27 protein-coding genes are annotated in these 26,664 nt (G+C 63.0%); 5 read left to right on the top strand and 22 right to left on the bottom strand.

Going from position 1 to position 26,664, the window contains the following annotated elements:
- The 5 genes from cysS to HMPREF2617_RS03025 all read right to left on the bottom strand — a co-directional run bounded on the left by cysS (position 1) and on the right by HMPREF2617_RS03025 (position 4,732).
- Positions 1 to 1,359 (bottom strand): cysteine--tRNA ligase, encoded by a 1,359-nt coding sequence (gene cysS, locus HMPREF2617_RS03005; RefSeq protein WP_083323179.1) that lies wholly within the window; start codon positions 1,357 to 1,359, stop codon positions 1 to 3.
- 5 nt (positions 1,360 to 1,364) lie between these two features.
- Positions 1,365 to 1,850: a 2-C-methyl-D-erythritol 2,4-cyclodiphosphate synthase gene (ispF, locus tag HMPREF2617_RS03010; RefSeq protein ID WP_070422499.1), complete on the bottom strand. Its 486-nt coding sequence runs from the start codon at positions 1,848 to 1,850 to the stop codon at positions 1,365 to 1,367.
- Positions 1,847 to 3,322: an HNH endonuclease signature motif containing protein gene (locus HMPREF2617_RS03015; RefSeq protein ID WP_070483425.1), complete on the bottom strand. Its 1,476-nt coding sequence runs from the start codon at positions 3,320 to 3,322 to the stop codon at positions 1,847 to 1,849. The genes ispF and HMPREF2617_RS03015 overlap by 4 nt, the downstream gene beginning before the upstream one ends.
- A gap of 99 nt (positions 3,323 to 3,421) precedes the next feature.
- Entirely contained in the window at positions 3,422 to 4,144 is a 723-nt protein-coding gene (gene ispD, locus HMPREF2617_RS03020) for a 2-C-methyl-D-erythritol 4-phosphate cytidylyltransferase (RefSeq protein ID WP_070839824.1), read from the bottom strand.
- Positions 4,145 to 4,153: 9 nt separating this feature from the next.
- Positions 4,154 to 4,732 carry a CarD family transcriptional regulator gene (locus HMPREF2617_RS03025; RefSeq protein ID WP_070422496.1) on the bottom strand — a complete coding sequence of 193 codons (579 nt, stop codon included), beginning with the start codon at positions 4,730 to 4,732 and terminating at the stop codon, positions 4,154 to 4,156.
- A 157-nt stretch (positions 4,733 to 4,889) separates the two neighbouring features.
- Here HMPREF2617_RS03025 and HMPREF2617_RS03030 point away from each other — a divergent pair, with 157 nt between their 5' ends.
- Complete coding sequence (locus HMPREF2617_RS03030; RefSeq protein ID WP_070422495.1) at positions 4,890 to 5,429, top strand: hypothetical protein; 540 nt, start codon at positions 4,890 to 4,892, stop codon at positions 5,427 to 5,429.
- A 118-nt stretch (positions 5,430 to 5,547) separates the two neighbouring features.
- The gene (gene radA, locus HMPREF2617_RS03035) at positions 5,548 to 6,912 is read left to right on the top strand and encodes a DNA repair protein RadA (RefSeq protein WP_070450265.1); all 1,365 of its coding nucleotides are present in this window, start codon (positions 5,548 to 5,550) and stop codon (positions 6,910 to 6,912) included.
- A gap of 10 nt (positions 6,913 to 6,922) precedes the next feature.
- On the opposite strand, the gene HMPREF2617_RS03040 is transcribed toward radA, so the two are convergent.
- Together HMPREF2617_RS03040 and HMPREF2617_RS03045 are read right to left on the bottom strand one after the other, a co-directional pair.
- Complete coding sequence (locus tag HMPREF2617_RS03040; RefSeq protein WP_070422493.1) at positions 6,923 to 7,603, bottom strand: hypothetical protein; 681 nt, start codon at positions 7,601 to 7,603, stop codon at positions 6,923 to 6,925.
- A gap of 9 nt (positions 7,604 to 7,612) precedes the next feature.
- Positions 7,613 to 8,233 (bottom strand): carbonic anhydrase, encoded by a 621-nt coding sequence (locus HMPREF2617_RS03045; protein ID WP_070422492.1) that lies wholly within the window; start codon positions 8,231 to 8,233, stop codon positions 7,613 to 7,615.
- 133 nt (positions 8,234 to 8,366) lie between these two features.
- On the opposite strand from HMPREF2617_RS03045, the gene HMPREF2617_RS03050 reads away from it, so the two are divergent.
- Positions 8,367 to 9,119 (top strand): HhH-GPD family protein, encoded by a 753-nt coding sequence (locus tag HMPREF2617_RS03050; RefSeq protein ID WP_371441286.1) that lies wholly within the window; start codon positions 8,367 to 8,369, stop codon positions 9,117 to 9,119.
- On the opposite strand, the gene HMPREF2617_RS11580 is transcribed toward HMPREF2617_RS03050, so the two are convergent.
- A complete protein-coding gene (locus tag HMPREF2617_RS11580; protein WP_083279432.1) occupies positions 9,098 to 9,268 on the bottom strand; it encodes a DUF4236 domain-containing protein in 171 nt (56 codons plus the stop codon). The genes HMPREF2617_RS03050 and HMPREF2617_RS11580 overlap by 22 nt on opposite strands.
- A 24-nt stretch (positions 9,269 to 9,292) precedes the next feature.
- Here HMPREF2617_RS11580 and HMPREF2617_RS03055 point away from each other — a divergent pair, with 24 nt between their 5' ends.
- Positions 9,293 to 10,750 (top strand): lipase family protein, encoded by a 1,458-nt coding sequence (locus HMPREF2617_RS03055; RefSeq protein ID WP_070839827.1) that lies wholly within the window; start codon positions 9,293 to 9,295, stop codon positions 10,748 to 10,750.
- Here HMPREF2617_RS03055 and HMPREF2617_RS03060 read toward each other — a convergent pair.
- The gene (locus tag HMPREF2617_RS03060) at positions 10,702 to 13,440 is read right to left on the bottom strand and encodes an ATP-dependent Clp protease ATP-binding subunit (protein WP_070839830.1); all 2,739 of its coding nucleotides are present in this window, start codon (positions 13,438 to 13,440) and stop codon (positions 10,702 to 10,704) included. The genes HMPREF2617_RS03055 and HMPREF2617_RS03060 overlap by 49 nt on opposite strands.
- Before the next feature lie 160 nt (positions 13,441 to 13,600).
- On the opposite strand from HMPREF2617_RS03060, the gene HMPREF2617_RS12430 reads away from it, so the two are divergent.
- Entirely contained in the window at positions 13,601 to 13,828 is a 228-nt protein-coding gene (locus HMPREF2617_RS12430; protein WP_210400802.1) for a hypothetical protein, read from the top strand.
- Here the strand turns inward: HMPREF2617_RS12430 and HMPREF2617_RS03065 are convergent.
- The 13 genes from HMPREF2617_RS03065 to folP form a co-directional block, all read right to left on the bottom strand.
- A complete protein-coding gene (locus HMPREF2617_RS03065; protein WP_070839833.1) occupies positions 13,825 to 14,637 on the bottom strand; it encodes a MetQ/NlpA family ABC transporter substrate-binding protein in 813 nt (270 codons plus the stop codon). The genes HMPREF2617_RS12430 and HMPREF2617_RS03065 overlap by 4 nt on opposite strands.
- 57 nt (positions 14,638 to 14,694) lie before the next feature.
- Positions 14,695 to 16,386: a phosphoenolpyruvate--protein phosphotransferase gene (ptsP, locus tag HMPREF2617_RS03070; RefSeq protein WP_070839836.1), complete on the bottom strand. Its 1,692-nt coding sequence runs from the start codon at positions 16,384 to 16,386 to the stop codon at positions 14,695 to 14,697.
- Between the two features lie 10 nt (positions 16,387 to 16,396).
- A complete protein-coding gene (locus tag HMPREF2617_RS03075) occupies positions 16,397 to 18,394 on the bottom strand; it encodes a glucose PTS transporter subunit IIA (protein ID WP_070839838.1) in 1,998 nt (665 codons plus the stop codon).
- A gap of 69 nt (positions 18,395 to 18,463) precedes the next feature.
- The gene (locus HMPREF2617_RS11835; RefSeq protein WP_141762989.1) at positions 18,464 to 19,324 is read right to left on the bottom strand and encodes a hypothetical protein; all 861 of its coding nucleotides are present in this window, start codon (positions 19,322 to 19,324) and stop codon (positions 18,464 to 18,466) included.
- A gap of 5 nt (positions 19,325 to 19,329) precedes the next feature.
- The gene (gene lysS, locus HMPREF2617_RS03085) at positions 19,330 to 20,871 is read right to left on the bottom strand and encodes a lysine--tRNA ligase (RefSeq protein WP_070839896.1); all 1,542 of its coding nucleotides are present in this window, start codon (positions 20,869 to 20,871) and stop codon (positions 19,330 to 19,332) included.
- Between the two features lie 16 nt (positions 20,872 to 20,887).
- Positions 20,888 to 22,141, bottom strand: coding sequence for a hypothetical protein (locus HMPREF2617_RS03090; protein WP_070450286.1), 1,254 nt, complete (start codon positions 22,139 to 22,141; stop codon positions 20,888 to 20,890).
- Positions 22,142 to 22,179: 38 nt separating this feature from the next.
- Positions 22,180 to 22,977, bottom strand: a complete 798-nt coding sequence (locus HMPREF2617_RS03095; protein ID WP_070422484.1) for a pantoate--beta-alanine ligase — start codon at positions 22,975 to 22,977, stop codon at positions 22,180 to 22,182.
- Positions 22,978 to 22,989: 12 nt separating this feature from the next.
- Positions 22,990 to 23,691, bottom strand: a complete 702-nt coding sequence (locus tag HMPREF2617_RS03100; protein ID WP_070568718.1) for a 6PGD fold domain-containing protein — start codon at positions 23,689 to 23,691, stop codon at positions 22,990 to 22,992.
- Positions 23,692 to 24,516 carry a DUF6779 domain-containing protein gene (locus HMPREF2617_RS12400; RefSeq protein ID WP_070839900.1) on the bottom strand — a complete coding sequence of 275 codons (825 nt, stop codon included), beginning with the start codon at positions 24,514 to 24,516 and terminating at the stop codon, positions 23,692 to 23,694.
- Positions 24,517 to 24,526: 10 nt separating this feature from the next.
- Complete coding sequence (locus HMPREF2617_RS03110; protein WP_070839845.1) at positions 24,527 to 24,994, bottom strand: DUF3180 domain-containing protein; 468 nt, start codon at positions 24,992 to 24,994, stop codon at positions 24,527 to 24,529.
- Complete coding sequence (folK, locus tag HMPREF2617_RS03115; RefSeq protein ID WP_070839903.1) at positions 24,991 to 25,449, bottom strand: 2-amino-4-hydroxy-6-hydroxymethyldihydropteridine diphosphokinase; 459 nt, start codon at positions 25,447 to 25,449, stop codon at positions 24,991 to 24,993. Before folK ends, HMPREF2617_RS03110 begins: the two co-directional genes overlap by 4 nt.
- A gap of 5 nt (positions 25,450 to 25,454) precedes the next feature.
- Entirely contained in the window at positions 25,455 to 25,826 is a 372-nt protein-coding gene (gene folB / locus HMPREF2617_RS03120; protein WP_070450300.1) for a dihydroneopterin aldolase, read from the bottom strand.
- Positions 25,819 to 26,661, bottom strand: coding sequence for a dihydropteroate synthase (gene folP / locus HMPREF2617_RS03125; RefSeq protein WP_070820572.1), 843 nt, complete (start codon positions 26,659 to 26,661; stop codon positions 25,819 to 25,821). Before folP ends, folB begins: the two co-directional genes overlap by 8 nt.
- Positions 26,662 to 26,664: the final 3 nt, after the last annotated feature.

Here is a 26,664-nt window from a genome sequence, read left to right on the forward strand (position 1 = left end):
CTACTCCTTTACCTGCCACTGCGGCCCCTCGGCCGTGTCGGTCACTTCAATTCCCGCACGCGCCAACCGGTCGCGCACCTCGTCCGCCGTGGCCCAATCCTTCTCCGCACGCGCGGTCGCACGGCGTTCCAGTTCAGCTTCCACCAGCACGTCTAATGCCTTGCTATTGCCATTGCTTGACGACGACGGCCACGCCCCCGGATCAACACCCAACACCGCCGCCATCGCACGTACCTGCGCCGCGATCGGGGCCGGATCGGCTGCCTTATTGCCCTCGCGCACAAGGTTGTGGATTTCTGCGAGGGCTTTCGGGACGGCGAAGTCGTCGTTAAGCGCCTGCTCAAATGTCTCAGTCCACGTCGACGGCTCCGGCATACCTGCGCGCTTCACAAACTCCTCGATGCGCCTAAAGCCGGCCGCAGCTTCCTTGAGCGCCTCCGGCGAATACTCCAACACGCTGCGGTAATGCGCCGACCCGAGGTAGTAACGCAACTCCACCGGGCGCACCTCCTCCAGCATGTTGTCGATGGACAGCACATTGCCCAGGCTCTTCGACATCTTCTCGCCAGCCATGGTCACCCAGTGGTTGTGCATCCAATACTGCGCGAAATCATCGCCCGCCGCATGCGACTGCGCCTGCTCGTTCTCGTGGTGCGGGAACTGCAGGTCAAGGCCACCACCGTGGATGTCAAACGTGCCACCCAGGTACCACGTGGACATCGCCGAGCACTCCAAGTGCCACCCCGGACGCCCATCGCCCCACGGGGTCGGCCAACTCGGCTCACCCGGCTTCGCCGCCTTCCACAACGCGAAATCACGTGCGCCACGCTTGCCCGCGTTCGACGTCTCCCCCTGCTCCATCTCCTCAACCTTGTTGCCGGAAATCGAGCCGTAATCGCCGCCCGCCTTCACCCAAGCGTCGACGTCGAAGTACACCGAACCGTCCGCTGCATAGGCGTAGCCGTTATCAATCAGGCGCTGCATGTAATCGACCATCTGCGTCACATGCCCAGTCGCCCGCGGCTCCACCGACGGCGGCAACACACCAAGCGTGTCGTACGCACGGGTGAACTCACGCTCGTACGTGGACACCCACTCCCACCAGGGGCGATTGTGCTCGTCTGCCTTGGCGAGAATCTTGTCGTCAATATCCGTAACGTTGCGCACAAACGCGACGTCGTTGCCCTTCGCCGCAAACCAGCGACGAACAATATCGAACGCAACACCCGAACGCAGGTGGCCAATATGCGGCTTCGCCTGCGGAGTGGCGCCACACAGATAAATCGAAACGTGGCCAGGATTCACCGGCTCGAAGTCTCGCAGCGTGCGGGTCTTGGTGTCGAAAATACGTTGATTCACGCCGTTTATCCTACGTTGCCGTTCAATTCCACCAACGCAGTGGCAATCGCCGCCCGGCCCTCACCCGAACCAGTGAACCCCATGTGGTCCGTCGTCGTCGCCGACACCGACACCGGAGCACCCAAAGCCTGCGACAACACCCGCTCCGCTTCCTCCCGCACCGGGCCCATCTTCGGGGTCTGCCCAATCATTTGTGCAGAAACATTGACGACGGTGTGGCCGTGGTCGTCGACAAGCGCACGGAGCTCCTCGAGCAACTGCACCCCTCGGACCCCATCATACTCCGGGCGGCCGACCCCGACGAACGAGCCGAGATCCCCAAGGCCCGCCGCCGACAGCACCGCGTCCACGATCGCGTGGCTGACAACATCGCCATCTGAATGACCTTCGCAACCATCCTGGCCCTCGTGCAGAATTCCGGCGATCCAGCACTCCTTCCCGGCCTGGATCTGATGGGCATCGAAGGCAGTACCAACTCGCAGATTCGTCATGGACTGAACACTACCCACTCCGGGGACGCCGAGTCGTATTCTTCGAAGCCCTCGCGCTCCAGTTCGAGGTCGCGCAGGTGTCTCTTCAGCGAGGCGAGGAGTTCCGGCGTAATCTCCGGCATCTTCTCCGGCGCATACTCGAACTTGCGGCCAAACTTATCCTCCAGCGTGGTGATCGTTTCCACGCAGGCTTCCCAGTCGTAGTCCTTTTCGTACTGCTCCACCGCCGAGTGACACCGGGCGTTGAACTCCGCACTGTCGCGGCGCCGCTTCCGACGCTGTTCCAGAGTGGACTTCCACCGCGGGTTTTCACCTTCGGCGAGATACTCGACGATCAAGCCGTCGGGTTCGCTGACCTGGAAGGTGCCGTCATCGAAAAGCCAGACGACTTCGCCCGTGACGTGATCGACCACATAGGTAGCGCGGCGGTCCGTCTTGATGTTGTGGTGACGCTGGCACAGACAGAACAGGTTCGACGGCGTCGTTTTGCCGCCGTTGCCGTAGGGAATGCGGTGGTCGAGCTGGCAGCGCCTCGCGGCAACGTTGCAACCCGGCCAACGGCAGGTACCGTCGCGGGTTTGCACGAACGCCTTCATTGCTTCGGTGGGCACATAGGCGTCGGTCTCGGCATGTTCAGCCTCGTCGAGGTCGATGACCTTCACCTTGGCGGTTTCTTTGAGCGCGTCGATGATTTCCGTGCCGTCTGCCCCCGACCAGCCGAAGCCGGGAACGAAGTAGCCGGCGCCTGGGGTCTTCGGCGAAAACACGTGCAGCACCAACTGAATCGACGAGTGCTGCTGGCCGGTGAGGATCATCTGCAGTGCATCGTCACGACTGAGCTTGTGTTCCTTCGCGACGGCACCGACATACATATCCATCAGGCCAATCGTTGCCGAGTCGCCAGAGATATTCAGACCGGCGTCCCCGTCGTCTTGGCCATAGAACACGCCTTGGCAGGTGCCGAATGGCGCATCTTTTGCTTTCTTGCGAGCTTTCGTTTTCTTCGGGCTTGGTGCCAACTTCGCATCGACTTGCTTAATCCGATCACGCAGGCGGCGCTTTAGCGACGTCGCCGATGGCAACTCCATCCCGGCGGAACGCGGCGTGAACACCTTGACTAGGTAGTCGTCGAACTCAGCCAACACTTCGGGCGTGGCGAGATCGTTCAACCGGTTTAGCACGGTCTCGATTGCGCTAAGGCGCGTGATATCTAGCCGTCGCATATCAGCCTGCATTTGGCGTAGTTTCGGCAGGTCTGCCAAGACGCTATACCCAAGAATTCCGCTTTCAGCCCAGCTCACGGTACGGCCGGCGGCGCTTGCGATGCGCTGGCTTACCAGTTCGAAGTCGTCGATAATCGCACCGGGCTCAGCGTAAGCGTGAAAGATACTGTATTCCGCGTCTCGCATCGCTTGACCTGCGACGCTGATCTGGTCACCCTGACGTTCTGTGGCGAAGTATCCGGTAGACATTGTCCCCCCTTTCGATCTTTCAATCGAACATACATGCCACCACCGCGACAATGCAAGGGTTTTTCGAAACTTTTTAGATAATTCGTTCGAACACTCTAGCTAGTTGCCGGGGATCTCGAACACGGTCGGCTCGGCCTCATCGGTAATGCTTTTCGCCAGGCGAAGATCGATCGGGGTGGTAATCTTGAACGCCATCGGATCGCCCTGAACAGTGGTGACGGGAACCCCGAACCACTCCATCAGCGACGCGTCGTCGGTCGCTACAAACTCGGGCGACCGCTCAAGGTAAGCACGGTTGGCGGCACGCAATTGACGCAGGTCAAAGCCTTGCGGTGTCTGTGCGGCCCGCAAACGGCTGCGGTCCAGCGTCGCCTCCACCGCATTCACCGCACCCCCACTGACCTGTTTAACGGTGTCCGCGACAGGTACAACCGGCACCACCGCGGGCGCGCCATCGAGCACGGCACGGGCCACGCGGGCAATCATGCCGGGAGGGGTGAGGGCGCGGGCGGCGTCGTGGACGAGCACGCAGGCGTCGTCAAGCGAAATTGCTTCGAGCGCTGCGTAGATGGAGTCCGCGCGCTCCGCACCGCCGTGCACAAACTGCACGTCATGCCCCCGCAGGCACTGACGGGCGTGCTCCTCCATGGCAGGGCTGATGACGACGACTACCTGGTCCACAATTTCGGAGGTTTCCATCGCGGTGACGGAACGCTCCAAAAGCGTGCGCCCGCGCAACGGGACGTACGCCTTTGGCACCTCAGCGCCCAGCCGGGTGCCCTGACCTGCTGCGGCAACAACCGCTACGACACGGCGGTCCAAGGGCTCGTCTTACTCGTCGTCGAAAGAAAGCTCGTCGAGGTCAACATCATCTTCGGCGTCAATATCGCCCGGCGCCTCGGAGATACCGGCCTTGACCTGCTCGTCGATAATCTTCTGGATCTCGGCTTCCATCTCCTCGACCTTCTTCTCATCGACAGGCTCTGCAAGCGCGAGCTCGCCGACGAGAATCTGGCGAGCTTTGCCAAGCATGCGCTTCTCACCAGCAGAAAGACCCTTGCCCTGGTCACGGCGCCACAGGTCACGTACAACCTCGGCCACCTTATTAATGTCGCCGGAGGCAAGGCGCTCCTGGTTCGCCTTGTAGCGACGAGACCAGTTGCCGGCCTCCTCAACATCCGTCTCACGCAGCACGGAGAACACCTTCTGCAGGCCCTCCTCGTTGACTACGTCACGCACACCGACAAGCTCGGAGTTCTTTACGGGCACGCGAACCTCAAGGTCTGAGTGGAGAATCTGCAGCACCAAGAAGTCCAGCTTCTCGCCGCGCATCTCACGCTCTTCGATGTCGGCGATACGCGCCGCGCCGTGGTGCGGGTAAACGACCACTTCTCCGACCTTGAATTCCATAAACGCTCCTTGGTGCTCCCGGCGAAGTTTTGACCCCACAACCCTACCACCGCCTTCAAAGCTCCGAATAGGGGATAAAATGGGAAAAGTTGCTGTCTAGGCGCTAAAGTATTCCAGAGAATAACCTTCGAAACCGTTTGACTATGGAGGACCCCACGTGAAGTCCCTGAAGCAGGTAGCCGTTATCGCTGCCGCTGGCTGCGCATCCTTGGCCCTTGTTGGCTGCTCCGCTGGCCAGATTACTCAGACCTCGAACCAGGTCGCTGCTGTGGATGGTGCCAGCGCCGCAACCGAGAACGGCGAAGTTGCTGTGCAGGATGTCACCGTCGTCTTGGCTGAGGACGGCAAGGCTGCCCTCAAGTTCACCGCGACGAACCAGGACACCTCCATGACGGATCACACGTTGAAGTCCGTCACCGCTGGTGGCAACACCGTCAAGATCGCAAACAACAACACGATTAAGTACAACTGCGTGTTGGTTGCTGATTCCGCCGAGGGCCTCGAGCGCCTGCCGCAGGATGACGCGAACTGCATCAGCTACACCGCTACCTCGCTGGCTAACGACGATTTCGCGTACGGTGGCAACGTCCCGGTCACGTTCAACTTTGACACCGGCTCCATCGACGTTGTGGCTACCGTGTCTGCCCCGCACCTCGTTTCGGGCCAGGTTGACCGCGAGACTGGCGCGAAGCACTAAGAGCTTTTCGCTTATCGACGAACACATGCCGCTGGGTTAACCAGCGGCCTTTTCGTTTTCGAACACTTTTCGAACACTTGCAGGCTCCGTGTCGTGTGCGTGTTATACGGTGTCGCACATGGCTAAGAAACCTCGCGTGATCCACACGTGCTCCGAATGCGGCTACTCTTCCCCGAAGTGGCTCGGCCGCTGCCCTGAGTGCGGGTCGTGGGGAACGTTGCAAGAAGAAGCGCCGGCTGCGGTTTCCGCAGGTCCGGTAAAGACATCTGCGCTGACACCGACGTCGCCCGCGACCCCGATCACGAAGGTGAACGCGACTGCGACGCGCACGTTGCCCTCTGGCATCCGGGAACTCGACCGGGTGTTGGGTTCCGGTGTGGTGCCGGGGTCGGTGGTGCTGATGGCCGGTGAGCCGGGCGTGGGTAAATCGACGCTGTTGCTTGAGGTTGCATCGCGGTGGGCCGCGATGGATGGCCGCAAGGCGCTATACGTGACTGCTGAGGAATCTGCAGGCCAGGTCCGTGCCCGTGCTGAGCGCACCGATGCTCTGAAAGACACGCTGTACTTGGCGGCGGAGTCGAACCTCGACGTGGTGTTTGGCCACGTCCAGCAGGTCAACCCCTCGCTGCTCATTGTGGATTCGGTGCAGACCATGCACGCCGCGGGTGTGGAGGGTGTTGCGGGTGGCGTGGCGCAGTCCCGCGCAGTAACGGCTGCGCTGACCACACTGGCGAAGACGACGAACCTGCCGATCATCCTGGTGGGGCATGTGACTAAGGACGGCAACGTGGCCGGCCCGCGCGTGCTCGAGCACCTGGTGGATGTGGTGTTGAACTTTGAGGGTGACAGGCAGTCGTCGTTACGCATGCTGCGTGGCATTAAGAATCGCTTCGGGGCGACGGACGAGGTGGGGTGCTTCGAGCAGACCGCTGGTGGCATCCGGGAGGTACCGGACCCATCGGGGCTGTTCCTCTCTCACCGCGGGAAGACTCCGGACGGTTCTGCGGTCACGGTGGCGATGGATGGCGTCCGGCCGATGCTGGCGGAAGTCCAGGCACTTACCGTCGATCCGGTGAATAAGAGCCCGCGACGCGTGGTCACGGGCTTGGATTTCAACAGGGTGCCGATGGTGCTCGCTGTCCTGCAGGCACGCTGCGGGCAGCGCACGAATGACAAGGACGCGTACGTAGCAACCGTTGGCGGTGTGAAGATCACCGAAACAGCAACGGATCTTGCGGTCGCGCTGGCTACATGGTCGAGCCTGCACGAAACACCGCTGCCGCCGAAGACTGTGGTCATCGGCGAAGTGGGCCTCGCGGGTGAACTACGAAGGGTGCCTAACCTCGGACGCCGCCTGCAGGAGGCGGCGAGGTTGGGATACGAAAACGCGATCGTGCCCAGCGGAGAACTCGAACCGGTCGAGGGAATGCGGGTCAGTCAGGTCTCTACGCTCGGGGAGGCGATCGCGCTGTTAGCTAAATAACTACAAGAAACTAGGTGATGTTGAAGGGGGCTGCTTCCGAAGCATTGTCGCCGATGACCGTGTGCAGGAAGTAGGACCCCGGCTCGATCGCGGGACGGTCATCACACTTACCCGGCTGAGATACGGTGCCGGACCAGCGAGCCTGGTAGCCCTGCTTCTCCCCCGCCTTGTAGGTCTGGGTGCCGGACACGACGGGCTGGTAGCAGTCGGTGTCTGCCCACATGCGCTCGTTGGTACGCATGTCGTACACCTCGAAGCGCAGGATGTTCTCGTCAAGGTCGATGACGCAGTCGGTGTCGGTCGGGTTTTCCACTTCCATGTAGAACACCGGCTCGGTGCCTGCGGCGTAGGACGGCTGGTTCGGCAACGCCTTGATCCGTAGGTCCTTGAGTTCGCATGCGCCAGTGCGGGCCGGTGCGGCCTCAACACTGGAAGGTTCCTCGGACGGGGATGCGGACGCAGTCTCAGACGTAGATTCCTCAGGCGCGGCGACGGTCGGCTCGGTAGCCACGGTCGGGTTCACGGTTTGCTCGGTGGAGGTTTCGGTTGCCCCATCCGATCCGGATCCGCCGCTGCGGGCCATGGCGGAAAGCGCCCAGACCAGCAACGCCACAACCACGAGGAGGATGACGAGGGCCGCGACGCGGCGACGCATGTAGATCTCCGGGGGCAATGGGCGCTGGTTCGACATGCTTATAACTTAATCGCCGAAGTTTTCGTAGGTGGTCTCGACACGGCCGTCGGACAGACGGTAACGCGCGCCAACCACACCGATGCTGCGCTTGCTCAAGCCAGCAACAACGGCGGGGATGCGGGCGACCAAGTGCTCGGCGCCGTGGCGGGCGTGGGCTTGCTCGACCTGTTCGCCGCGCTTTTCGGCCTCGACGATGGATGGGGCGATCTTCTCGACGAACAGGCGGGTCAGGCCGTGCGGGATCTCGCCGGACTCGAACGCCTGGACTGCGGAGCCGACAGCGCCGCACTTTTCGTGGGAGAGGAACAGCACGAGGTCCACGCCGAGGCCGTCGACGGCGAACTCCACGGATGCGGAGACAGCGGAGTCGACGCAGCCGCCGGCGGTGCGGATGACGAAGATGTCGCCGAAGCCGGCGTCGAAAAGCAGCTCGACGGGCACGCGCGAGTCAGAACAACCGATGACACATACGGCTGGGTTCTGGCCGGAGGTGAGCTGCTGGAGTGTTTCGGCGTCGCGGTGCGGGGCGACGGTGTTGCCGGTGGCGAATCGCTCGTTGCCTGCGCGAAGCAGGTCCCACACTTCGCGCGGGGAGGTAGCGGCCTGGAGCTCTGTTGCATTAGTCATACCGGCTATTGTGGCACGCATTGTGCAGAATATTCGCCCAAATCAGATAGTTGATTGGTATCGCGCCAACGCGCGGGATTTGCCGTGGCGCAAACCGGGTACGTCACCGTGGGGTGTGCTGATCAGCGAGGTCATGAGCCACCAAACCCAGGTGGAGCGCGTTGCCCCCATTTGGTTGGAGTGGATTGAGCGCTGGCCGACTCCGCACGATGTTGCGCAGGCGCGTATCGACGACATCCTGCGCGCCTGGGCCAACCTCGGCTACCCACGGCGGGCGTTGAGGTTGCGGGAGTGCGCGCAGGTGATCGTCGACAAGCATGGCGGCGTTGTGCCGGACGATGTGGACGCGCTGCTGGCACTGCCTGGCATTGGGGACTACACGGCGCGGGCGGTGGCGTGTTTCGCCTACGGGAAGAACGTGCCGGTTGTGGACACGAATGTGCGTCGCGTGGTGGCGCGTGTGGAGCGCGGCCAGGCGCTGGGGGTGCCGGGGAAGAAGGAAATCCAGGAGGTTGCGCACCTGCTGCCGGAGGACAACGGTCCCGAGTTTTCGGTCGGCCTGATGGAGCTTGGTGCGCTGGTGTGCACCGCGAAGGCGCCGAAGTGCGATGCGTGCCCGGTTGCGCAGGATTGTGCCTGGTTGGCGGCGGGCAGGCCGGCGCCTGAGGAGGGGCAGCGGCGGCCGTCGCAACGTTTTGAGGGCACGGATAGGCAGGTGCGTGGCAAGATTATGAAGGTACTGCGCGAGGCAGATTCGCCGGTTGAGCAGGCGATTATCGACGCCGTCTGGCCCGACGACGCCCAACGCTCACGCGCCCTGTTCTCACTGTTGGAGGACGGCCTCGCTGAACAGGATGAGCGCGGTTACTTCCACTTACCGCGGTAGGTCAGCCCACCCGGCAGCTTGATCCACACGCCGCCACGCGAGTTGATGGTCACTGGCCCGACGCGTTTGGAGGCGGAAACGCCCGAACCGGAGTAATTCAGCCAGCTGTCCTTGCTGAGCTTCTGGCGCTTACGAAACTGGAATCCCATAGCCGGCAGTTTACACTGCTGTACATGCAAAAACGTTGGTGCTCCCTGCTCATTCCGGTGTTATTGGCCCCATCCGCGCAGGCTGCGGACCTGAGCGCGGAGTCGTTGTCGTCGCTGTCGTCGGTGGGGTCGTCGACACTCGAGGTGGTACGCGACGCGTCGTCGTTGTCGTCGCTTCCGGAGTCATCGTGGAAACCACTGGCCGGCGCACCAGGTAGCGAGGCGGGTTCCCTCGACGCGGTGAAGCGGGTGCCAGGGTCGACCGGCCAGCGCATCCGCTACACCACCACGAATGACAAGGGCGAGAAGGTCGCGGTGACTGGGGCGTTTTACAAGCATCGCCGCGCGAAGGGACTCATCGCGCTCGCACCGGGCACGCGTGGTCTGGGTGATCAGTGCGCGCCGTCGGCAGGCTCGTCCATGCTGGTGCGCATCGAAGACGGCACCGTGAACATTAACTATGAGGCGCCCCTGGTACAGAAGCTGCTGGATGCCGGCTATTCCGTAGTGGTCACCGACTACATCGGGTTGGGCACCGATGGGTTGCACACCTACTTGAACAGGGTGGATCAGGGGCATGCGCTTATCGACGCCGCCCGCGCCGTTGCAAAACCAAACCAAAAAGTGGGCTTCTGGGGCTACTCCCAAGGCGGTGGCGCTGCCGCGGCCGCTGCGGAACTCGTCGCCGACTACGCCCCCGAACTCAACGTGATGGGAACGTTCTCCGGCGCCCCGCCAGCCGACCCGCTGGGTGTGCTGGAGCAAGGTACCGCACCGATGCTCACCGCCGTGGCCGGTTTTGCCGCTGCGAGCTACTCCGAAAGCTACCCGGAATTCGGCGAGGCCCTGCAGGAACACCTCACCGACGAGGGCAAAGTCTGGCTCGAAGGACTGAAAACCTCGTGTGTGGTCGACGCCTCGTTGTCTGCGCCAGCCGACCCTTCCACACTGTTCACCGCAGGCAACTCGTTCGCTGAAGTGGTGCACTCGGATGAGCGGCTGGCGAAGTATCTGGAACTGAACAAAATGGGCACCGTCGCGCCGTCTGCGCCGATCATGGTGATGACGAATGCCGACGACGACCTCGTTCCGGAGCCGCAAGCCACCCAACTGGCAGAGGACTATTGCGCCGTCGGTGCGCAGGTGGAGTACCGACGCGTGGTGGTTCCGGGGTCGCCGACGCAACCGTTGTCGTCGGGGCGTCTGCAGTTGACGCCACGCGTTCCTGGTTCGGGCCATGCCGCTCCCCTGCTTTTGCAGGCCGATAATGCGATTGCGTGGATGGATGATCGTTTCGCAGAACAGCCTATGAAACGGGTGTGCCCCTCCGACCATCCTGCATATGAGGTGGTGGAGGGGCTTGACGCGGTGGAGATCACCGCGTTAGTCCTCGGCATCCTTGGCGTGCTCGGTGGCGCAGCCGCCTGGTGGGGTTACACCGGCTCGGGGCCGTTGCCCTCATTGCCTTCGTTGTCCTTCTGATCGTCTGCGGTGTCGCGCTCATCCGGGTATTCGGAGGCTTCGGACTCCGGCTGGGTGCGCTCCGGCTCGATGTCGCGGACCTCTTCTTCCAGCTCGACGTCGAAGGCCTCCGCTGGCAGCGGGCGTGGACGTGGGGTGAAGGTGAAGGTCGCATCCGGGGCGGCCTTGCCGCGATCCTTGCGGGCCGTCTCCACGTCGCCGTCCCAGCCCTCGACGTCCACGGTGATGATCTCCCCGGCACCGATCTCGCCGAAGAGGATCTTCTCGGACAGGATGTCCTCGATCTCGCGCTGGATGGTGCGACGCAGCGGACGTGCACCCAGCACGGGGTCGAAACCACGGACTGCAAGCAGGTTCTTGGCGTTCTCGGTGAGCTCGATGCCCATGTCCTGCGCGGCCAGGTTCTTGTCCACTCGAGCGATGAGCAGGTCCACCATCTGGACAATCTCTTCCTGGGAGAGCTGCTTGAACACGACGATCTCGTCGATACGGTTCAGGAACTCCGGACGGAAGTGTTTCTTCAGCTCGTCGTGAACCTTGCCCTTCATGCGCTCGTACTGCGCCTCGGAATCCGCAGCGGTATCCCCGGTGAAGCCCAGGCCGACCGGCTTGGAGATGTCGGAGGTACCCAGGTTCGAGGTGAAGATCAGCACCGTGTTCTTGAAGTCCACGTTGCGACCCTGGCCGTCGGTGACGTGACCTTCTTCCAGCACCTGCAGGAGGGTGTTGTAGATCTCCTTGTGGGCCTTCTCGATCTCGTCGAAAAGCACGACCGAGAACGGCTTGCGGCGCACCTTCTCGGTGAGCTGGCCGCCCTCTTCGTAGCCGACGTATCCCGGAGGGGCACCGAAGAGACGCGACGCCGTGAAGCGATCGTGGAACTCGCCCATGTCCACCTGGATCAGGGAGTCGTCGTCGCCGAAGAGGAACTCTGCAAGCGCCTTCGACAGCTCCGTCTTACCCACACCGGACGGGCCAGCGAAGATGAACGAACCGGACGGACGGTTCGGATCCTTCAGACCTGCGCGGGTGCGGCGGATGGAACGGGACACAGCCTTAACAGCCTCGTCCTGGCCGATGATGCGCTTGTGCAGCTCGCCTTCCATGTTGAGCAGGCGCTTCGACTCGCTCTCGGTGAGCTTGAACACCGGGATGCCGGTCCAGTTGGCCAGCACGTCAGCGATCTGCTCCTCGCCAACCTCGGCGATGTCCTCGAGGTCGTCCGAGCGCCACTTCTTCTCCTTCGCGGCGCGCTCCTCGGTGAGCTTGCGCTCCGTTTCGCGCAGGCTGGCTGCCTTCTCAAAGTCCTGGGCGTCGATCGCCGCTTCCTTTTCCTTGCGGACCTCGGCGATGCGGTCGTCGACCTCGCGCAGGGAATCCGGGGCGGTCATGCGCTTGATGCGCATGCGGGCGCCGGCCTCGTCGAGAAGATCGACTGCCTTATCCGGCAGGAAACGGTCATTGATGTAGCGATCCGAAAGGTTCGCAGCAGCCTTCAGAGCGTCGTCGGTGTAGGACACGCGGTGGTGCGCCTCGTAGCGGTCGCGCAGGCCCTTGAGGATCTGGATGGTGTCCTCGATGCTCGGCTCGTCCACCTGCACCGGTTGGAAACGACGCTCAAGGGCGGCGTCCTTCTCAATGTGCTTGCGGTACTCGTCAAGCGTGGTGGCACCGATGGTCTGGAGCTCGCCACGAGCCAGCTTCGGCTTCAGCAGCGAAGCAGCGTCGATCGCACCTTCGGCGGCACCGGCGCCGACGAGGGTGTGGATCTCGTCGATAAACAGGATGATGTCGCCGCGCTGGTTGATCTCCTTGAGCACCTTCTTCAGGCGCTCCTCGAAGTCACCGCGGTAACGCGAACCTGCAACCAGGGAGCCCAGGTCCAGCGAGTAAACCTGCTTGTCCTTCAGGGTCTCCGGGACGTTGCCGTTCGCAATGTCGAGCGCCAAGCCCTCCACGACCGCGGTCTTACCGACGCCCGGCTCACCAATGAGCACCGGGTTGTTCTTGGTACGGCGCGACAGGACCTGCATGACGCGCTCGATTTCCTTGTCACGGCCCACAACCGGGTCGAGCTTGCCTTCCTTGGCAGCTGCGGTGAGGTTACGGCCGAACTGGTCGAGTACGAGCGAGTTGGAACGCTCGCCGCCCTGCGGGCCGCCACCACCTGCACGGTTGCCACCAGCACCCGCACCTGCGAAGCCCGGGCCGCCGCCCTGCTGCGGGGACTCCGGATTCTGCGCCTCGCCGCCCTCGTAACCAGACAGCAACTGGATAACCTGCTGGCGCACACGCGGCAGGTCAGCGCCGAGCTTGATCAGCACCTGCGCCGCAACGCCCTCGCCCTCACGGATCAGGCCGAGCAGCAAAAACTCGGTGCCGATGTACTTGTGGCCCATCTGCAGACCCTCACGCAGGGAGAGCTCCAGAACCTTCTTGGCACGCGGGGTAAACGGGATGTGACCGGTGACCGGCTGGGTGCCGTGGCCAATGATGTCGATGACCTCGCGGCGCACATCCTCAAGGTTGATACCCATGGATTCGAGGGCCTTCGCGGCGACGCCCTCGCCTTCCTTAATCAGGCCGAGCAGGATGTGCTCGGTGCCCATGTAGTTGTGATTGAGCGCGCGCGCTTCCTCCTGCGCCAGGACGATGACGCGACGGGCCCGGTCGGTAAACCGCTCGAACATGTGGCTGACCCCTTCTATAGCTAAATCGTTGTCCACCACCATAACGCCGGGGTGCGACATCACTTCCCACGTTTTGGCTGCCGGGGGCGTGGAATCGTCGAAAAGCAGTGCTCAGAGGGGATGTTCACCCTTAGCGAACATCCCTGAAATACACATTTTCATGCAGTTTGCAGCCCGGATTAAACGGGTGCCCGCACGAGGGGCACATCACAGAGCGCAGGTGCTTATCGACGCCCACAAACCGGTGATCCGCCAACTCGTCATGGCACAGCGAACAGGCCCAGAGTTTGTGGCAGGACCCGCAGGTATTGGCAATGACGTCGCACTCCGAGTGCCAGTGGGCGCACCGGCCTTGCGGGTCGACGTCGATACCGTGGCTTTTCATTAATTCACCGGGATTACGGAGCCGCTGTACTTCTCGCGGATCCACTCTGCGGTCTCCGGCGAGCTCAGGTCCGCCGCCAGCTTCTCGATGCGAGGATCCTTCGCCGCGTCCCCATTGGCTGCGAGGATGTTCACGTACGGGTTGTTCTCCGGGCTTTCGGCAATGACAGAGTCCTCCGACGGGTTCAGGCCGACCTGGAGTGCGAAGTTGGACGACGAGATGACGCCGTCGATCGAGTCATCCGACAACGACTGGATAACGATCACATCGTCGACTGGGACGATCTCAATGTCCTTCGGGTTGTCGGTGATCGACTGCAGGTTGATCTTGGACACGTTTGCCGGATCGATCTCCTGGTCCAGACCGATGACACCGTTGGCCTCCAGCAGGATCAACGCACGCGCTAGGTCGGACGGGGAGTTCGGCGTCGCAATCTTCGCCCCTTGTTTCAGCTGATCGATGGAATCAATGGAGTTGGAGTACATCCCCATCGGCTCAATGTGGACTCCGACGATGTTGACCAACTTTTTACCGGTCTGAGTCTCCCAGTCCAGCAGGTATGGCGGATGTTGGTAGAAGTTCGCAGCAGCAGAGCCATTGGCTACCGACATGTTCGGGTCGATACCACCCGGAACGACCTTCACGTCGAGCTCGTACTCCGGATTCTTCTCATCGACATAGCGCAGAATTTCCGCATGCGGTGTCGGCACTGCTAACACCGTAAGTGGCTCGAGGTCGCCCGAATCACTGGAGCAAGCAACGAGGCCAAGGCCAACTGCGGCAGACAAAGCAATGGACGCGAAACGCTTCATGGGGAAGCCCTTTCCCTATCGTGAACAACTTTGTCTGCCAATACTAGACTATGCGGTTCACAGTAGGTCAAGAATTACCGAATCCGCGATCCCAAGCACCGCCTCACGTGCATCTTCAGCGGTCCGGGCGGCAAGGGCAGCATCGGCCATCTTCCGGCAGGTATCCATGTCGTGCAGGCGCAGCGCCGCGCGCACTGCGTTGACCTTGCCGGGCGCCATAGACAGCGACTTCACACCAAGGCCGACAAGGACGAGGGCCATGAGCGGGTCGCCGCCGGCCTCGCCACACACGCCGATGGGTTTGCCAGTAGCTTCACCGCCACGGCAGGTCTCGCGGATCATGGACAGCACCGCGGGCTGCCAGGGCGAGAGCAGTTCGGCGAGTTCGCCCTGCATGCGGTCAGCGGCCATCGTGTACTGGGAAAGGTCGTTGGTGCCGATGGAGCCGAAGTCCACAACGTCGAGCACCTGCCCGGCGCGAATCGCGGCCGCAGGGGTTTCGACCATGATGCCCACCTGCTTCAGGCCAGCAGCGCGGGCGCGTTCGGCGAACCACTCGGCCTCCTCGACCGTGGCGACCATGGGCGCCATGACCCACAGTTCGGCGTCCGGGACGTTGCGCTGCGCGTTGGCGAGTGCCTCCAATTGGTCGGCGAGCAGATCCTCGCGGGCTTGGGACAGGCGCAGGCCACGGCGGCCGAGGGCGGGGTTTTCCTCCTCGCCAAGGTCCGCAAACGACAGCGGCTTGTCGGCGCCGGCGTCGAGGGTGCGCACCACCACGCGGCGCGCACCGAAGGCCTCGAGGACCTTGGTGTAGGTCTCGGTCTGCTCGTCCACGCTGGGCGCGGAGTCGCGATCCAGGAAGAGAAACTCAGAGCGGAACAGGCCGGAGCCTTCCAGGTCGTAGCCCGCAGCCTTCACCGCGTCTTCGGCAGTGCCGATGTTGGCCAGCAGTTTCACGGCGTGGCCGTCGCGGGTGGCGCCGGCGCCGGCGGAGCCTTCCAGTGCGGCGGCGCGGCGGCGGGAGCGCTCGTCGAGTTCGGCGACGTCCTCATCGGACGGGGCGACGATGATTTGGCCGGTGCTGCCGTCGAGGGCGATGCGGGGGTCGTCGACAATCGCATCGGAAATGCCCTTGACCTGCACTGCGGCGGGGATGCCGAGCTGTGCGGCGAGGATCGCGGTATGCGAGGTCGCGCCACCCGCCTCGGTGACAATGCCGAGCACCATCGCAGGGTCCAGCGTGGCGGTCTCAGCGGGCGCAAGATCGTGCGCGACCAGCACAGACGGTGCCGTCAGATCCGGCACGCCCGGCTCCGGCAAGCCGCGAAGGCGTGCGGTGGCGCGGTCGCGGATGTCGTAAAGGTCGGTGACACGCTCGGCCATGTAGCCGCCGAGTTTGCGCAGCTTGTTCGCGTACGTCTCCACCGCGTCGTGTACCGCTTTGGTGGGGCCGCTGCCCTTCTTCAGTTCCTTGTCCACCCCGCGGATCAGGCCACGATCCGTGGCCAGCGCCGCGGTGGCCTCGAGCACCTCCTGCGACGCCTTCGAGTTGGCGTGCGCCGCGCGTTCGCGTAACGACGACGCCACCTCCCCCAACACTTCCCGTATCCGCTGACCATCCGCCTCGGGGTTCACGGAGGCGGGCTCGTGGTTATCGATACCCACCGCCGGGGTCACTACCGCGACGGGTCCGCAGGTAGTACCAGCGGACACACCAATGCCGTGAAGAACTGTGCGCTCAGTCATGCCACCGAGCCTACTCGGCGGGCGTGATCTCGAGGATCGCATCTCCAATTTCGACGGTGCCATCGGCCACGTCGTTTACTCCGCCGAGTTTCTTGGAGTTGACCACGGTGGTGATCACAGTGGTGTCGACCCCCTTGGCAGCAATCGCTGGGAAGTCCACCTCCGCCAGCGCGTCACCTGCCGCAACCTCCTGTTTCTTCTCCACCAGCGGGGTGAAGCCCTCGCCCTCGAGTTTCACGGTGTCGATGCCGATGTGGACGAGCAGTTCCGCGCCGTCGTCGGTCTTGATGCCGTAGGCGTGGCCAGTCTTCGCCACAGAAATCACCTTGCCCGCAGCGGGCGCAACCACGGTGAGTTTGTCATTCGCCGGAATCACACCAACAGCCTGGCCGAGGGCGCCGGAAGCGAAGGCGGCGTCGTTAAGCGCTGCCATCGCCACAACCTCACCAGCGACAGGAGCGAGCACTGTGCTTTCAGTGCTTTGCGACGACCCCACAACCGCAACCGGCTCCTCCTCACGAGCAGCAGCCGCGCGAGCAAGCGCGTCCGCCTTCTCCTCAGGGGTGCGGTAGTCGGTGATCAGGATGATGAAGAACGAGGTGAAGAACGCCACTGCGATGGCGATCATGTAGACCCACATCGGGTCGAACACGAACATGGTCGGGATGGAGGTGAACACGAACGCGTTCGTCTTCACACCACCGAACGGGGTGCCCAGGATCGCGATAGTCAGGCCGCCGGCGAAGCAGCCGACGAGCATGCGCGGGTAGATCTTCTTAAAGCGCAGGTGGATACCGTAGAGCGACGGCTCGGAGATGCCGCCGAGCAGGCCCGCGGCGAGGGCGGAACCGGAGGTCTGGCGCATCAGCGGGTCGCGGTCACGAATAGAAATAGCCAGCACCGCGGCGGTGGCGCCGAAGCAGGCAAAGTTCCACGCACCCATCGGGCCCTGGATGAAGTCGTAGCCAAGGGTGTTGATGTTCACCAGCATCAGCGCGTTAAGCGGCCAGTGCAGGCCAAGCGGAACCAGGAACGGGTAGAGCATCGGGATCAGCAGCGCGAACAGGAACGGCGCATTGCCGTTCATCCACGCCAGACCAGTACCGATCCACGCGCCGAGCAGGTAGCCGAACGGGCCAATGATGAACGCGGTGACCGGGATCATGACCAGCAGCGTCAAAAACGGCACAAACACCATGTGCACGGCAGACGGAATGATCTTCTGCAACCCCTTGTACAGCAGGGCCGCAACAGCCGCCATGATCAGCGGCACGAACACGTTGCCGTTGTAGCCGTTCAGAATCATCGGCAGGCCGAACACATCGACGACGTCGGTCGGTGCGCCGAACAGATCGATCACCCGCGCATCGGGGTGGTCCTTCAAGTCAATGAAGTCCGGGGTAAATAGCGCAAGCATGATCGCCGCTGGCACCCACGGGTCGATGTTGAGCTTCTTGCCCGCGTTGTAGGCCACCGCCACCGGCAGGAAGAAGAACACCGAGCCCCACATGGCGTCGACGAACTGCCAGCCCGGCGTCTTCACTTCCGCGCGGAAGTCAATGATGTGAAACGCGTCGAGGAACGCCGCAAACGCAATGATCAGCGACGCGCCCAACAGCACACCCAGGATCGGGCGGAAGGAGTCGGAAAGGTACTCGAAGAACGTATCCAGCCACGGCATCTTGCCCTTAGCCTTGTCACGCTGCTGCTTCTTCAGCTCGTCGTTGGAAACCGAGCGGCCCGCCATCTCGGGCAGGTTATTGATCGCGTTGTACACCGTAGCCACGTCACCACCGACGATGACCTGGTAGTGGCTGCCGCCCTGGGGTACCGCGCCCATTACCTTCGGGTTTGCTTCGAGGCGGTCTTTGTCGGCCAGGGAGGCGTCGTTGAGTTCGAACCGCAGTCGGGTCGCACAGTGCGTCATCGATGCGATGTTGTCGGCCCCGCCGATTCCGGCGAGGATATCGGCAGCCTGATCTTGCAGGCTCGCCTTAGTGGTCGCCATGCTGATGCTCCTTTCAACCACATGGTTTAGTCACATCAAACGTTAGTTGGTTATAACCACCGTGCACAATTAGCAGGGGTCGAGATATTCCTCACGATCCGACAACACTCGCGCGTTCCCGCCGTAGTTCTTCTTTGCAGCACACAGCGCATCCGTGTCGTGGCCAAAATCGAGGTACACCGGGTAAATATCGTTGCCATCGACCTGTGCGCGAAGCGACGGGCAGTGACCTGGATAGGTGAACTCAGCATTTCCATCGCCGAGATATGCAATGTCAAACGCAAGCTTGGAGTGTGTCGAGCCAACATCTCCGTCCGCAATTACGGAATCGAGAATGAGAATTCCTCGTCCATCACAATTCGGCGCAGAGATTTGACGCTTAACCCCTTCAAACTGCGCCTCGACAATCACGCCATCGCTGTCGCGCTTAATCCCCCAGTTTGGGTCGAGTGTGCTCGATGTCGGCACAGGAGTGGAAGCCTTCGCCTGCTTCTTGTGGGGCGGCTCCTGACCAGGCGGGTATACGCCGCAGCGTGGCTCCTTATCCGCCAGGGATTCGGGAACGCCGAGCTCCTCAAGACGACCCGGGTTAAAGCACGGCCGCGCCATACCCATGCCATCCCACACGCCATCGGACTCTACTTCTACCCAGTGCTTACCGTCCCACTGCGCGAGGATGATGTTGCCGGAATTCGGAACTCCAGGACGAGTGAATCCACCTTCGCAAGGACCATACAGCTCAAACTCTTCAAGCCCTGGCGAATTTTTGATTGCATCAGTGGAGCAATCCGGTGGGGGCAGCTGCGACGTTGTTGTGGTTGGCGTGGTAGGCACCGTTGGCTCCGCAAGCTCTGCTTGTTCACTACTGCCACAGCCCGCCAACGAGGCTGCGAGGAGTACTCCGGCTGCTGCGAGGGGCCAACGGCGCATCGTCGTTACGCCTCCGGCTTCACCATCGGGAACAGGACGGTCTCGCGGATACCCAGGCCGGTCAAGGCCATCAGCAGGCGATCCACGCCCATGCCGCAACCTGCTGTCGGCGGCATGCCCTGCTCCATAGCGGCGAGAAAGTCCTCGTCGAGCACCATGGCCTCGTCGTCACCATGCGCCGCCAGGCGGGCCTGGTCTTCGAAGCGCTCGCGCTGGATCACCGGGTCGATGAGCTCGGAGTAGCCGGTGGCCAATTCGAAGCCACGGACGTAGAGGTCGAACTTCTCGGTCACACCCGGCTGCTCGCGGTGGTCGCGGGTCAGCGGGGAGGTCTCCACCGGGAAGTTAATGACAAAGGTCGGCTCATAGAGCTGGTCGGAGCAAAGCTCCTCCCAGATTTCCTCAACAAGCTTGCCGTGCAGCCAGCCTGCATTCTCCGGAACCTTCAGACCGATAATCTCAGCGATGCCCTTGAGTTCCTCCACGGAGGAATCGATGGTCACCTCAGGCTGGCCCGGGAACTTACGCTGCAGCGCCTCGTTGAGCGACGGGTACATCTCCAGTACCTTCCACTCGCCGCCGAAGTCATACTCGGTGCCGTCAGCCAGCGTGACCTTCTGGGAGCCGAAGACTTCCTGGGCACAGAACTGGACAAGACCCTTCATGGTTTCGGCGCCGTCCTTGTAGGTGCCCCACGCCTGGTAGGTCTCCAACATGGTGAACTCCGGCGAGTGGGACGAATCCACGCCCTCGTTGCGGAAGTTCTTGTTGATCTCAAAGACGCGCTCCAGACCACCAACAACGGCCCTCTTTAGGTAGAGCTCCGGCGCAATGCGCAGGTACAAGTCGATATCCAAGGCGTTGGAGTGGGTGACAAACGGACGCGCCGCAGCACCGCCGTGCAGCGTCTGCAGCATCGGCGTCTCAATCTCCACAAAGTCCAGGCCCGTCAGGAACTTACGCACCGCGGCCATGACCTTGATACGGGTCATGGCGTTCTTGCGCGCATCCTCGCGCATGATCAGATCCGTGTAACGGCGACGGACGCGCTGCTCCTCGTTCATGTCCGCAAACGCGACCGGAAGCGGGCTCAAGGCCTTCGAGGCCATGTGCCAGGACTGTGCCTGGACGGAGAGCTCGCCTCGTCGAGAAGCAATGATGCGCCCACGAACCGAGACAATGTCACCCAGGTCCGTGTCAGCCTTCCACTGCGCGAGGGCCTCCTCGCCCACCTCTGCCAGCGACAACATGACCTGCAACTGGGTGCCGTCACCCTCCTGCAAGGTGGCAAAGCAAAGCTTGCCAGTGTTGCGCTGGAACATGATGCGGCCGGCGACGGCCACCACATCCTGGGTTTCCTGGCCGGCCTCAAGGCGGGTCACGCCGTCGCCTTCGCCCTCTTCAACGACCTGGTACTTCGCCCGCAGGTCCTTCAGCGAGGTCGTACGGTCAACTTCGACGGGGTAGGCATCACGGCCCTCGCCGATAAGCCGTTGCCTCTTCTCCCGGCGGATTTGCTGCTGCTCTGAAAGATCCTGCGTACTCACGCCGGTCAATCGTAGTCTATTGGCAAAGCGGAAGATCCAGACGCTGCTCTTCCGAGTTCAAACCGTTAATAATCATGAGGTATTCAGGCTTGTCCTGCGGCACCATCACATAGGCAGGCGGGTTCGCGTCCGGCAACTCATAGGAGTTCACGGTGCACTCACCGGAGCCCAGAACGACGGCCTCGCGCGGGTCCGGCACCGCATCGTCGCGGTCATACTCGTCGGCGTACTTCACCACAGACACGCCCAACTCTGCGTTGGCGCAGCGGATCTTGCCTTCCTGGTCCGGATCGGTCGAGCCGTTCTCGCAGCGCAGGTCCTGCCAGCCCTTCTGGCCGGACTTCTTGGACACGATATCCGGGTACTCCTCGGCGATCTGCGCCTCCGCACCCTCCCAGGCCTCGCCGCGGTTGGCGGACCAATACCACAGTGCCGCAATAGCGATGAGCAGTAGCGCCAGGATCGCGATGATCCACGGCCACGGGACTTTCTTCTCGTTCGTCGCCGCCGGGCGGGTGTAGTTGCCGTCCGGGCCGTACGCGTACGGCTCAGGGCGCTTGCGATAGCCGTCCTCCGGGTTGGGAGCAACGTCGATGTTGGACGCCTCCTGGGGCGCCTCGCCCACCGGCACCATATGCAGCACATCCGCACAGGTGCGCACGCCCTCGCGTGGGGCCTCTCCCGTCATCAGACTGACCACGCTGGCGAACTTGTCCACATTCGCCTTGGCCAACTCCTCATCCGAGCCAACCGCGTCGGTACTCGGACCAACCAGGGTGAGCTTCACCGGGGTGGTCGACCACTGCGGCTGCACCAAAAGTCGCTCCGGCGAAATAGAACGGGAGACGAACCCGGACAGGCCCTTGAGGTCGTAGTCATCGATGGCCTCGACCACCGGGGCGAGCAGGTCACGCACTTCCTGCTGGGTAAACGTCGCGCCCTTCTCCGCAATGAGGTCGCTCAGCGGCGTGCCGGTTGCGGCCTCGCGCAGGACGAAAAGCTGCCCTTCGTCGGTGGTACCCACACTGCGCGGCTGGAACGCGCCCGGATGCGCCGCCAGCGCGAGGCGGCTGTTGAGCGTGTTCACGTCGGCGCCGAGGTGTTCCGCCACCTTCGTGTCAAAGACCTCCACCTCTACGGCGTGGCCTTTGTCGTCCGACGCGGTGTACAACGTGGACGTTTCAGTACGGCCGCTTTCACGCACCTGCTCAGGGGTGAAGGCGAAGCCGAAGCGGTCGGCGAGGATTCCGGCGATGTTGGGCACAGACATGCGCCGCATTCTACCGCCTGCGACCGCAGCCCGTTCGGCTACCTATCTTCTTCGATGTGCTTGAAGCCAATCCCGAGCGGCAAACCCACGTTGTCGGCCAGGCGCACAGGGCCGAGGTCGACGGCGGCGAGGAGGCGGGCGTCGCCACGCTCGGGCGCTTCGCGCATCGCCAGGTCGCGCAGCTCAAGGTAGGCCGGTTCAAGGCCCTCGGCGGCGAGCACACCACGCACGGTTTCCAACACGACCTCGGCGCCCTGCTCAGCGGCGTGGGCGCCTGCGGTCAGCGCCGCCGGCAGTGCGAGAGCGGCCTCGCGCAGGTCCTCCGGCACGTCGGCGTTGCGCAGCGACACCGCCAGCCCGTTCGGGGTGCGCACGGTAGGCACGGAGTGCAGTTTGACCTCCATACGCAGGCCAGAGACCGCATATTGCGTGGCGACGAGCACCTCAAAGTCCTTCTCCCCCAACACCACATCCGTCGCATGCGAGGCGTTAATCGCAGCAAGGATGCGCGCCACCTCGCGCTGCGTGTGCTCCGGGTCCTCCAGCGGATCCACCCCGGAATCCACCCGCACCTTGGTCTCCAGCGGGCCGTGGAACACCACGTCCACCTTCTCCTCGGCGAAGATGTCCGGCACCTCGTCGCCAGTAAACGTGACCACGACGTACGAGCCGAGCAGCGACTTCGCCGCACGGATTAACTCAATGTGACCCGCGTGCACATCGCGACCCAACGGCACGACCACAACGGACTTGCCAATCTTGCGAAACGCCCGCCCGTACGTTGCCAGCAGCGCCTCATCCGTAACGACGACTGCCTTACCTGCCTCAAACGCCATCTATCTTCCCCTTTATCTTCCCTCGTATTTCTGAATAACCCACAGTTCCGTATCCGTGTCCTGCTCCATCTCACCGCGTCGGCGCTGCAGATCCACAAACAGCCTGCGCACCCCGGGTTCCGGCAGTGCGTCGAGCATCCGGTCCAAGTCGTTGACGCTTTTTGCGTATCGACGACCCGACGCCGCCTCGATGAACTTCTCCGCCACCGCCTCAAACGCAGGAACCGTATCGATGAGCAGCTCGAGCGCGTCGTCGCGCACCGTCGCTTCCAGCGCGCGAAGTTCTTGGGCGGCGGCGATGGTGGGGCGGACGGTGTCGTCGATACGCATGCTCGTGCCGCCGATCTCCGCGATGAGCAGCCCCACGACGGTTTCGCCGAGTTCGTCCGCGGCGGAGGTGACCCAGATGTTGTCGAAGAGGTTGTGGGCGCACATGGTGATGGCCTGGGACGTTTCGACGTCGTCAAGCAACTGCGGGCCTTCCTCCAACGCGGTGTGGAGGAACATCTGCTGCGGGCGCGCGTAATCAGCCAGGATTTCTGCGGCGGCACGGATATCGTTCGCGGAGCCGTCGATGAGCACGAGGTCCACGTGCGCGATCGCGCCCGGGTCGGTGTTGATATCGATCGGGCGCACGGTGTGCCCGGCGCGCTCCATGTCGAGAGCGAGTTGGCTGTGGCCGGGGATTGCGCCTACGAGCAGGCGTGGCGCCATTTACTTCCCCCGGCGGGCGAGCAGTTCAGCGACGGAAATGGAGTTCTCGCGCTCGTCACGACGACGGCGGCCCGAACGGCGCGGCTCCTCCTGCGGTTCCGGTTCCGGGGTTGGCTCCGGCTTGGGTTCTGGCTGCGGTTCTGGCTTTGCTTCTGCTTCCGCTTGCGCCTTTCGCTCGCTGATCAGGTCAGACAGCGGGTTGCGGGCAGGGCGGCCGGACGGCTGGGTGCCAATGCGGCCAGCGATCGCATCCGAGCTCGGCGCACCTGTCGGACGCACGCGGTCGAGCACGACAGTGTCGTCGTTGGACGGCGACGGGCGCGCTGGTTCTGGTTCTGAGATCGGTTCTGGTTCCGGGGTGGGTTCCGGCGCTGGCTCTGGTTCTGGGGTGCTCTCCAACTCGGAGATGCGACGCGCAGAGGCGCGCACGGCGGCCGGCTCGTACTCGAAGACGCGGCCGTTGAGCTCCTCCAACTGTGCTCGCAGTGCCTGGATCTCATCCTGCAGCGCGCGAAGGGCTTCCATGTCCACCGCGGAGCCCTCGCTCTGCGGCAGGGCGGCGATGACGGCCTTGTGGCGTTCTTCCTGCTCGCGGACTTGTTCGCGAGCTGCTTCGGCGTCTCGGGTGGCGTCGTCACGCTCGCGGCGGCTGCGGAAGTTCAAGATCAACCCGGCCGCTCCGGCCCACAGCGCGAAGATCAACGCGATCTTCAGCGCGTTGGCAGAGTTGGTAAACAGCATGACAACGGTGCCAATTACGGCGACAACAAAGGGGACGATGACCCACAGGGTTGCGCTGTCACTGGATGTGTTTTTGGCACTCATGCCCAACACTCTAGCCAACCCCCTGCCCGTCGGCGGGTGGCGACACCTCGCAGTTTTTCTCCAGCACCAACCCGGCTACACACAGCGCGACGCCGCCGAGGGTGCCAACGGTCAAAGGCACAACGTCGTCAGATGCTGCTGCGAGCACATCCAGTTTGCGCACCACATACATCAACGCGCCTGCATACATGCCGCCACAGATCGCACCTGCCCAGGCGCTGGCCTTGCCGAACACCATGAAGTTCGCCGCCTGCATCGGGTTGAGTTGGCTCCGATCCAGCCCCACCTGGCCGTCCTTGCGGCGCTTGTGTACCACCCACGCCAGCCACCCAGCCACCGCGGCGATGCACCACAACGACAGCGGCACGATCACATCCAGCGACTCCAGCCAGCTGTAGTAGCGACGCACCACAATCAGCGCAGCCGCGGCACTGAAACCAGCAGCGGCGATGATCCCCTCGATCGGCGTGCGCTTCATAGTTTGCGCACCCCTTGATCCTCCAGGCCATCGAGCAGCTCGCGTATCGACGACCCCTTCAACTCCGCACCCGGATCAATCTCCAACCACGGCTCGAGCACAAACTGGCGCAGGTGCGCCCGCGGGTGCGGGACGGTCAGCACCGGATCGTCGGAGGTATAGCCCTCGATCCAGACAATGTCCACGTCCAGGGTGCGAGGGCCCCAGCGCTCCACGCGCACACGGTCGGCCTCGTTTTCCAGGCGCTGGCAGCGCTCGAGCAACTCGTGCGGGGTTTGGTCCACCTCCACCAGCAGGCTCTGATTGAGAAAGTCCGGCTGGTCAGTCTTGCCCCAGGGCGCGGTGGCGTAGATGGAGCTGGCAGCAACGGTTTCGCTCGCGAACTCATCCACAACCGCGCGCAGGTGCGCACGCGCATCACCCATGTTCGATCCGGAGGACAGCACTGCGCGCATGGGCATCACATCCGTTTCCGGGAGCGGCGAGCCACTACTGCGACGTCGTCGAACACTGCCGGGATCGGCGCGTGCGGCTTGTGCAGAGTGACCTCGATGGCCTGCAGCACGTCGTAGGTGCGCATAGCGGTCTCTGCGATCTCGACAACCACGGTCTCAATCAACTGGCGTGGCGTACCGATGGCAATGGCCAGCGCGGTGTCGGCCAGTTCGGCGTAGTTGACGGTTTTGGTCAGGTCGTCGTCACGCGCGGCGTCTGCGAACTCCAACCAGCACGTAATGTCCAGCGAGAACGCCTGGCCAAACTCCGTTTCGTGCTCGAGCACGCCGTGGTTGGCGTGGAACTTAAGCCCCTTGAGTTCGATGCGGTCAGCCATGGTTCCACCTTGCCACCACATCCACCGCGTCGCGCGAGACCGCAACCTCGTGCACACGAACGCACCAGGCGCCGGCCTGGGCAGACAGCGCCGTGACGGCAGCGGTAGCCGGGTCCGCATCCACCGGGGAGTGCTCCAGACCACGATCCGCGCGGATCTCCCTGAGGAAACGCTTGCGCGACGCACCCACAAGAATCGGGAACTCACCGGCGATAAACTCCGGCAGGGCGTTGAGCAGCGCCCAGTTATCGGCCGCGGTCTTAGCAAAGCCCAACCCCGGGTCCAGCGTGATCTGCTCCTTGGCCACCCCCGCGGCCAGGGCGTTCTCGACGAGTTCTGCCAGCACCTGGTGGACGTCCTTGACCACATCCCCGCCGTGGTCGGCCGCACCCGAGGCGTTGACAAACGCGTCCGCACGCCAGTGCATGAGGCACACCGGCAGCTGCGTTTCCGCCATCACGCGGTACATGTCCTCATCCGCCAGGCCACCGGAGACATCGTTGATCAGATCCACGCCCTCTTCAGCAGCGGCCTGCGCGGTAGCGGCACGCATCGTGTCAATCGAGGTCCGGATGCCATCCTCGTGCAACGTCCGGATCACCGGGCGAATGCGCTCCGCTTCCACCTCCGCGGGAACGCGGGTGGCGCCGGGTCGGGTGGATTCGGCGCCGACGTCGATAATGTCCGCCCCCAACTTCACCAACTCGTGGGCATGGGCGATGGCATCGTCGGTGGCGAGCCACTTGCCGCCATCCGAAAACGAATCCTCCGTGACGTTGACAATCCCCATCACACTCGTGCGTCCGGACAGTGTCAGGTCGGCGACAGTGGTCATTGG

The sequence above is a fragment of the Corynebacterium sp. HMSC070H05 genome (genome assembly GCF_001837615.1).
In the GTDB taxonomy this organism is placed as follows: Bacteria; Actinomycetota; Actinomycetes; order Mycobacteriales; family Mycobacteriaceae; genus Corynebacterium; species Corynebacterium coyleae.

Coding starts and splice junctions, on each gene's coding strand:
- ispF (WP_070422499.1), bottom strand. CDS start 1,850: ATGACGAATCTGCGAGTTGGTACTGCCTTCGATGCCCATCAGATCCAG.
- HMPREF2617_RS03015 (WP_070483425.1), bottom strand. CDS start 3,322: ATGTCTACCGGATACTTCGCCACAGAACGTCAGGGTGACCAGATCAGC.
- HMPREF2617_RS03025 (WP_070422496.1), bottom strand. CDS start 4,732: ATGGAATTCAAGGTCGGAGAAGTGGTCGTTTACCCGCACCACGGCGCG.
- radA (WP_070450265.1), top strand. CDS start 5,548: ATGGCTAAGAAACCTCGCGTGATCCACACGTGCTCCGAATGCGGCTAC.
- HMPREF2617_RS03040 (WP_070422493.1), bottom strand. CDS start 7,603: ATGTCGAACCAGCGCCCATTGCCCCCGGAGATCTACATGCGTCGCCGC.
- HMPREF2617_RS03045 (WP_070422492.1), bottom strand. CDS start 8,233: ATGACTAATGCAACAGAGCTCCAGGCCGCTACCTCCCCGCGCGAAGTG.
- HMPREF2617_RS03050 (WP_371441286.1), top strand. CDS start 8,367: ATGAGCCACCAAACCCAGGTGGAGCGCGTTGCCCCCATTTGGTTGGAG.
- HMPREF2617_RS11580 (WP_083279432.1), bottom strand. CDS start 9,268: ATGGGATTCCAGTTTCGTAAGCGCCAGAAGCTCAGCAAGGACAGCTGG.
- HMPREF2617_RS03055 (WP_070839827.1), top strand. CDS start 9,293: ATGCAAAAACGTTGGTGCTCCCTGCTCATTCCGGTGTTATTGGCCCCA.
- HMPREF2617_RS03060 (WP_070839830.1), bottom strand. CDS start 13,440: ATGTTCGAGCGGTTTACCGACCGGGCCCGTCGCGTCATCGTCCTGGCG.
- HMPREF2617_RS12430 (WP_210400802.1), top strand. CDS start 13,601: ATGCAGTTTGCAGCCCGGATTAAACGGGTGCCCGCACGAGGGGCACAT.
- HMPREF2617_RS03065 (WP_070839833.1), bottom strand. CDS start 14,637: ATGAAGCGTTTCGCGTCCATTGCTTTGTCTGCCGCAGTTGGCCTTGGC.
- ptsP (WP_070839836.1), bottom strand. CDS start 16,386: ATGACTGAGCGCACAGTTCTTCACGGCATTGGTGTGTCCGCTGGTACT.
- HMPREF2617_RS03075 (WP_070839838.1), bottom strand. CDS start 18,394: ATGGCGACCACTAAGGCGAGCCTGCAAGATCAGGCTGCCGATATCCTC.
- HMPREF2617_RS11835 (WP_141762989.1), bottom strand. CDS start 19,324: ATGCGCCGTTGGCCCCTCGCAGCAGCCGGAGTACTCCTCGCAGCCTCG.
- HMPREF2617_RS03090 (WP_070450286.1), bottom strand. CDS start 22,141: ATGTCTGTGCCCAACATCGCCGGAATCCTCGCCGACCGCTTCGGCTTC.
- HMPREF2617_RS03095 (WP_070422484.1), bottom strand. CDS start 22,977: ATGGCGTTTGAGGCAGGTAAGGCAGTCGTCGTTACGGATGAGGCGCTG.
- HMPREF2617_RS03100 (WP_070568718.1), bottom strand. CDS start 23,691: ATGGCGCCACGCCTGCTCGTAGGCGCAATCCCCGGCCACAGCCAACTC.
- HMPREF2617_RS12400 (WP_070839900.1), bottom strand. CDS start 24,516: ATGAGTGCCAAAAACACATCCAGTGACAGCGCAACCCTGTGGGTCATC.
- HMPREF2617_RS03110 (WP_070839845.1), bottom strand. CDS start 24,994: ATGAAGCGCACGCCGATCGAGGGGATCATCGCCGCTGCTGGTTTCAGT.
- folK (WP_070839903.1), bottom strand. CDS start 25,449: ATGCGCGCAGTGCTGTCCTCCGGATCGAACATGGGTGATGCGCGTGCG.
- folB (WP_070450300.1), bottom strand. CDS start 25,826: ATGGCTGACCGCATCGAACTCAAGGGGCTTAAGTTCCACGCCAACCAC.
- folP (WP_070820572.1), bottom strand. CDS start 26,661: ATGACCACTGTCGCCGACCTGACACTGTCCGGACGCACGAGTGTGATG.